The 6089-nt window shown below is 48.0% G+C and carries 6 protein-coding genes; all 6 read right to left on the minus strand.

Translation table 11 applies throughout. From position 1 onward, the window contains the following. Positions 1-11 precede the first annotated feature (11 nt). Positions 12-1067 carry a cobalt-precorrin 5A hydrolase gene (locus tag ACEW8F_RS05520; RefSeq protein ID WP_373482475.1) on the minus strand — a complete coding sequence of 352 codons (1056 nt, stop codon included), beginning with the start codon at positions 1065-1067 and terminating at the stop codon, positions 12-14. Between the two features lie 4 nt (positions 1068-1071). Then, entirely contained in the window at positions 1072-1830 is a 759-nt protein-coding gene (gene cobM / locus ACEW8F_RS05525; RefSeq protein ID WP_373482476.1) for a precorrin-4 C(11)-methyltransferase, read from the minus strand. 52 nt (positions 1831-1882) lie between these two features. Beyond that, positions 1883-2674, minus strand: a complete 792-nt coding sequence (locus tag ACEW8F_RS05530) for a sirohydrochlorin cobaltochelatase (RefSeq protein WP_373482477.1) — start codon at positions 2672-2674, stop codon at positions 1883-1885. Positions 2675-2714: 40 nt separating this feature from the next. Continuing rightward, on the minus strand, positions 2715-4007 hold the full coding sequence (gene hemL / locus ACEW8F_RS05535) for a glutamate-1-semialdehyde 2,1-aminomutase (protein WP_373482478.1): 1293 nt from the start codon (positions 4005-4007) through the stop codon (positions 2715-2717). Between the two features lie 148 nt (positions 4008-4155). Beyond that, positions 4156-5121, minus strand: a complete 966-nt coding sequence (gene hemB / locus ACEW8F_RS05540) for a porphobilinogen synthase (RefSeq protein WP_373482479.1) — start codon at positions 5119-5121, stop codon at positions 4156-4158. Between the two features lie 184 nt (positions 5122-5305). Beyond that, the coding region (locus tag ACEW8F_RS05545) for a uroporphyrinogen-III synthase (RefSeq protein WP_373482480.1) at positions 5306-6089 on the minus strand (784 nt) is incomplete at its 5' end.

A 6089-nucleotide genomic window follows, 5' to 3' on the forward strand; every position in this document is an offset into this window, starting at 1 on the left:
GGTTAATTTTTCTAATTTTCGTCCAGCCACACCGACAGGGTAATCCCGCCCAGTTTCTGTTTTTCCAGCAGGCATTTTCCGAAGCCGGAAGCGACAAAGCCGCAGGGTTCGGAAACAGCATATAGGCCAGTTGTTTTAAAAACGAAATCTGATGCTTCAAAACGGCTTTGGACCATTTGCACCATTTCATTGGGGATGACGACTTTTTTTGCGGCAAAGAAGGTACAGGCTTCGATGATTCCCGGTTCATCGGCTTTCAGACCAATGGTGGCCAGGGATTTGATGCCTTTTTCATTGAGATTCATCGACAATAAAGTCTCCTGGATGGCCTGAATGATCCGTTCTCCCGGAGTATCCCGGCGACAGCCCACTCCCAACACCAGTTTCCGGGGAACCAGCTTGACGCTGGGAATTGGCAGATCTGCTTTTTTTGTATCAAGTGTTGTCATAATGACACCCTGATATTTATTTATCTCCGTTACATCTGCCACCGTTTCGATGTTGTTGGGCAAAATCACCGCATCTAAATCACAATTTTCCTGATTCACCAGGGCAATCGGATCGCCGTTTAAAATCAGTGCGGTCACGTCTTTGGCATCGGTAAAATTATCAATCGTGCAATGAATTTTCTGCGCCAGCACGTCCACCGCCATGGTTCCTTTGACATCGGTGCCAGTGGTAATCACCGCCTGAGCATCCAGTCGTTTGGCTACCAGCCGGGCCGCGTCATTGGCGCCACCCAGATGGCCGGACAGCAGACTGATCACAAACTCGCCGTTAGTATCCATGACCAGAAAGCCCGGATCGGAAGACTTATGTGCCAGATGGGGGGCAATCGCCCGGACGACAATGCCGGTTGCCATAATGCAGAGAATAATCTGGTACGCGCCGATGATGCTGCCCATAAAGGTGGTAATATCGGTGGTGATGATTTTTGTGGTTTCGTTGGCGTATTTTTCTTTGGTGTAGATGTGGCATTCCCGGTCATCCAGATGTTCTGCCAACCGGTTTGCCAAAACCATGCCATCCTGGGACAGGGTGACAATGGCCCACTTTTCTGTTTTCACGGTTTTATTCAACCCCTTGACGGTATTCGTGGGTAAAGCTGGGATCATAAAGTTTGGATAAGCTGTATTCGTCGCCCAGGAAATCGCCAACTAAAATTTGAGCAGTTTTGGTGATATTTTCATCTTTAACCTTCTGGGCAATGGTTTCCAGGGTTCCCATGACAATTTTCTGATCTTCCCAGGTCGCCCGTTGGATAATGGCAATCGGAGTCGTTGGGGCATAATGTTTCATTAATCGCTTAACGACATCATCAATCATTTGGACCGACAGGAAGATACACATGGATGCCTGATGCGATGCCAGATCTTCCAGCTTTTCTTTTTCCGGAACGGGAGTTCGGCCTTCCAAGCGGGTTAAAATAACAGTCTGAGATACATCGGGCAGGGTGAATTCTTTTTTAAGGGCTGCCGCCGATGCTACAAAGGAGCTGACCCCGGGGATCACATCAAAGGGAATTCCCAATTCATCCAGTCGGTCCATCTGTTCCCGGATAGCGCCATAAATGGATGGGTCACCGGTATGAACCCGGGCAATTTTTTTGCCTTCTGCAGTTCCCCGTTTAATCACGGCAATTACATCATCCAGGGTCATCGATGCCGAATTAAAAATTTCGGCATCCGCTTTATGACCGGCAATAATGGCTTTATTAACTAAAGAACCGGCATAAATAATAATATCTGCTTCGTTGACAATTCGTTGACCCTTAACGGTAATCAGTTCTGGATCGCCTGGGCCTGCACCCACCATATACACTGTGTTCATATCTAATTTCTCCTAAGCTTTATTTCTAATTTTAGCACTTTTGAATCCATTCCTACATTTCTGTAACGGGTTGTGCTTTCTTTAAGTGATCTAAAAACATGTTCTGAATGCCGGCATATTCTCCCAGGCCTTCCAGAATACACTCGACTTTAAACCGCTCATCTTCAAGAACGGTTCGCCAGGAGTCTTCCTCATCACTGGCCATGTCATTAATCGCGTGATCGCCTGCCACCAGCATAAAGGGCGCCAGATAAATCTTTTTATATTTCTTTTCCTGTAACAGCGGCACAATGTTTTCCAGCTCCGGGAAACCTTCCACGGTTCCCACATAAACATCTTCATAACCCTTCATTTTAAACATATAATCCAGGCAGGGATAGGTGGAATTGGCGTGATGATCGCTGCCATGGCCCATATAAACCAGGGCTTCGCCTTTTTTAAGCTTGGGCATGTGTTTCATCACAATGTCTACGGTTTCTTCGTAATCTTCTACCGTGGTTAACAGTGGCCGGCCCAGGGTCAGGGATGCAAAGTCTTTTTCAAAGGCCTTTAGTTCTTTTAACGTAATGTCGTACTCATAGCCATTGATGATATGGGTGGTTTGACACTGCACGTGGGTATAACCGGCTGCTTTAAGCTTTTTAAGGACTTCTTGCGGGGTATCCACGCTTTCGTTGTCCCGGGTCTTCAGTTTGTTGATGATCATTCGGGATGTGAAGGCTCGATAAAAATCATGGTCCGGGAATGCTTCCTGCAAATGCTTTTCGGTTGCCGCGATGGTTTTTTTTCGGGTCTCAGGGTAAGATGTACCAAAACTGATGACCAGTAACGCTTTTTTTTCCATTAAATGGTTCTCCTATTTATGTTATTATTTCTTTTTATTTCTATTTTGATAAAGACAGTAACGCCTGGTAGTGATCGGCGATGGTTTTTTCGATGTCCGCTTTGGTGTGGGCGGAGGAGAGGAAAATACCTTCGAATTGGGCTGGCGGCATCAGGTTGCCGGCATCCAGCATGGCTTTGAAATATTTGGTGTAGGCTTTGGTGTCCGAAGTCATGACGGCGGCATAGCCATCGATGGGTACGTCGGTAAAGAAGCAGCAGGTCATGCCTTTGAAACGGACCATCTGGGCTTTGACCCCGGTTTTTTCGATGTTAGCCTTAAAGCCGGCTTCTAACAGCTTGGCATTTTCTTCCATTTCGGTGTAAACTTCGGGATGATCCCGCAGGTAGGTCAGGGTATTCAGCCCCATTTTCATCGCGATGGGATTCCCGGACAGGGTTCCGGCCTGATAAACGCCGCCTAAGGGTGCCACGGTTGCCATGATATCCCGACGTCCGCCATAGGCGCCGACGGGCATACCACCACCGATGATCTTCCCTAAGGTGGTCATGTCTGGTTTAATATCCAGGACTTCCTGGGCGCCGCCGTAAGCTAAGCGGAATCCGGTGATGACTTCATCAAAAATCAGTACCGTTCCTTCGGCTTCGGTGATCGCCCGCAGCTCTTTCATAAAACCCAGATCTGGGGCCACAACGCCCATATTACCGGCCACCGGTTCGACGATGACGGCGGCAATTTCGCCGGGGTTTTCGGCAAAGAGGGCTTTGACGCTGGCAATGTCGTTATAGGTTGCTACTAAGGTATCCTTTGCCGTTCCCGGGGTTACCCCTGAGCTGGTCGGGACTCCAAAGGTCAGGGTGCCGGACCCGGATTTAACCAGCAGGCCATCGGCATGGCCGTGGTAACAGCCTTCAAATTTGATGATCTTATCCCGTCCGGTATAGCCTCTGGCGACCCGCAGGGCACTCATCGTGGCTTCGGTTCCGGAGCTGACCATCCGCACCATTTCCATGGAGGGATAGGCTTCGGTGATCAGCTTGGCAACCTCGACCTCAATAGCGGTTGGGGCTCCAAAGCTGGTGCCTTTTTGCAGGGCTTCCTGAATGCCTTCAAAATAAACCGGTGAGGCATGACCTAAAATCAGGGGCCCCCAGGAACAGATATAGTCGGTGTACTCGTTGCCGTCGACATCATAAATTTTGGCACCTTTACCGTGGTCAATAAAAACCGGTGGCATCTCCACCGATTTGAACGCCCGCACCGGACTGTTGACGCCGCCAGGTATATACTTTTCAGCTTCGATAAATAATTTTTCTGATTTTTCTCGATTCATAATATCTCCATTTTATAATGATCATATTTTTCGTCTGAATTCCTGATTTTTGAAAGGATGAATTCAGCCCAAAATTACGTTAGTTTTTACACCAGCCACACGCTCACGCTTAGTGGCTTACCAAATTTAAAAAATTTGGGTAAAAACGTCACTGATAATCCTTCAGCATTGCCTGCAGTTCTTTGGCAAAATAAGTGATGATGATGTCGGCTCCGGCCCGTTTGATGCTGATCAGGCTTTCAAAAATAGCCCGGCGATCCATCAGATCGGCATCGACGGCATTTTTAATCATGGCGTATTCGCCGCTGACCTGATAGGCGGCCATTGGCAAGTAGGAAAGTTCCTTGCCCTTGGCGATAATGTCCAGATAAGGCATGGCTGGTTTGACCATCACAATATCGGCGCCTTCATCAATATCCAGGACCATTTCCTTTAGGGCTTCCCGGGAATTGGCTGGATCCATCTGATAGCTGCGGCGGTCGCCAAAGGATGGGGCCGAGTTGGCGGCATCCCGGAAGGGGCCATAAAAACTGGAAGCAAATTTGGCCGAGTAGGCCATAATCGGAATCGATTCATAACCGGCCAGATCCAGGGTTTCCCGCATATGATCAATACGGCCGTCCATCATATCCGAAGGGGCGACCATATCGGCTCCGGCTTCGGCGTGACTGAGGGCAGTTCTGCTTAACGTCTCTAAAGTCTGGGCCCGTCGGATCTCGCCGTTTTCTTCAAAGAAACAACAATGTCCGTCACTTTTATATTCGCACAAACAGACATCGGTGATGACATACATTTGTGGATCAACCTTTTTGATCACCCGAATGGCTTCCTGGATCAGACCGTCGGCCACAAAGGCGGGAGTGGCTTCGCTGTCCTTTTCGTCGGGGACGCCAAACAAAATGACATAACGGATGCCCAGTTCTTTTAGTGCCAGGGTTTCCGCCCCCAGCATATCCAAAGACAGATGATACTGATCTTTCATGGAGCCGATTTCTTTGCGCACTCCCTGTCCGTCTATTATAAACAGCGGATAAACCACATCATTCATGGAAAGGTAAGTTTCTCTAATTAAATTCCGAACCGCCGTATTTTTTCGTAATCGTGTTGGCAACATATTGCTGACCTCCTAATTTACTTCTAGTTATTTGCATGTACCGTACCGATCAATTGTTAATCTGTTGTCTGCTGCGGAATCGGACAGGTCTACAACCTGTTCGCTCCGATGCAGAGGGTCTGCCCTTTGGGTACAACATGATATAACAATTGTCGGTACTACGTTTGATCTTTTTACTAAAGTCTTATTTCTGAGCATCCTTTAAAATCGCATCCAGCATCCCCTGGATGGTGTATGTTTCGGCTTCGATGTCGACATCAATGCCCAATTCCAGGCATTTTTTTGAGGTCTGGGGACCGATCGACACCGCTTTTGCGGAGTTGATGGCGTCAATGTGGGTGGCGCCGATTTTTTCGACAAAAAACTCGACGGTGGTGGAGCTGGTAAAGGTAATATAATCAACTTCTTTGTTTTCAAGCATTGCCAGCGGATCAACCGTCGCATGATCTTCGCGGATGGTTTCATAGCTTTGGATCTCATCGACCGGACAGATCTTCGATAATTCTTCGACCACATAGATCCGGGCATTTTTTGATCGGGGGATCAGCACCCGACTGTCTTTGTTAAGCAGTGGCGCCAAACCGCTGACCAGTTCTTCACCAACATATTTATCCGGTACAAAATCAGCTTGCAGGCCTCGGGCTAAAAGGGCATTTTTGGTGCCTTCCCCAATAGCGGTAATATGCAGATTACCAAAGGCGCGAGCATCTTTGCCGCAGCGGGCCAGGGAATCAAAGAAAATTTCCACGCCGTTGATGCTGGTAAAAATAATATGGCTGTAGTCCGTAAGGCACTTCACCTTTTCGTCACAGGCTGCTTCATTAATCGGGACAATTTTGATGGTTGGGAATTCAATGGCATTGCCACCCAACTCCGTGATCTTTTCAACCATCTGGGAGCTTTGTTCCCGAGATCGGGTGATAATAATATTTTTTCCAAACAATGGTTTTTCATCGAAGAACCGCAGT

The organism is Acetobacterium sp., assembly GCF_041752335.1.
Taxonomy (GTDB): Bacteria; Bacillota; Clostridia; order Eubacteriales; family Eubacteriaceae; genus Acetobacterium.

Coding starts and splice junctions, on each gene's coding strand:
- hemL (WP_373482478.1), bottom strand. CDS start 4,007: ATGAATCGAGAAAAATCAGAAAAATTATTTATCGAAGCTGAAAAGTAT.
- hemB (WP_373482479.1), bottom strand. CDS start 5,121: ATGTTGCCAACACGATTACGAAAAAATACGGCGGTTCGGAATTTAATT.
- ACEW8F_RS05530 (WP_373482477.1), bottom strand. CDS start 2,674: ATGGAAAAAAAAGCGTTACTGGTCATCAGTTTTGGTACATCTTACCCT.
- cobM (WP_373482476.1), bottom strand. CDS start 1,830: ATGAACACAGTGTATATGGTGGGTGCAGGCCCAGGCGATCCAGAACTG.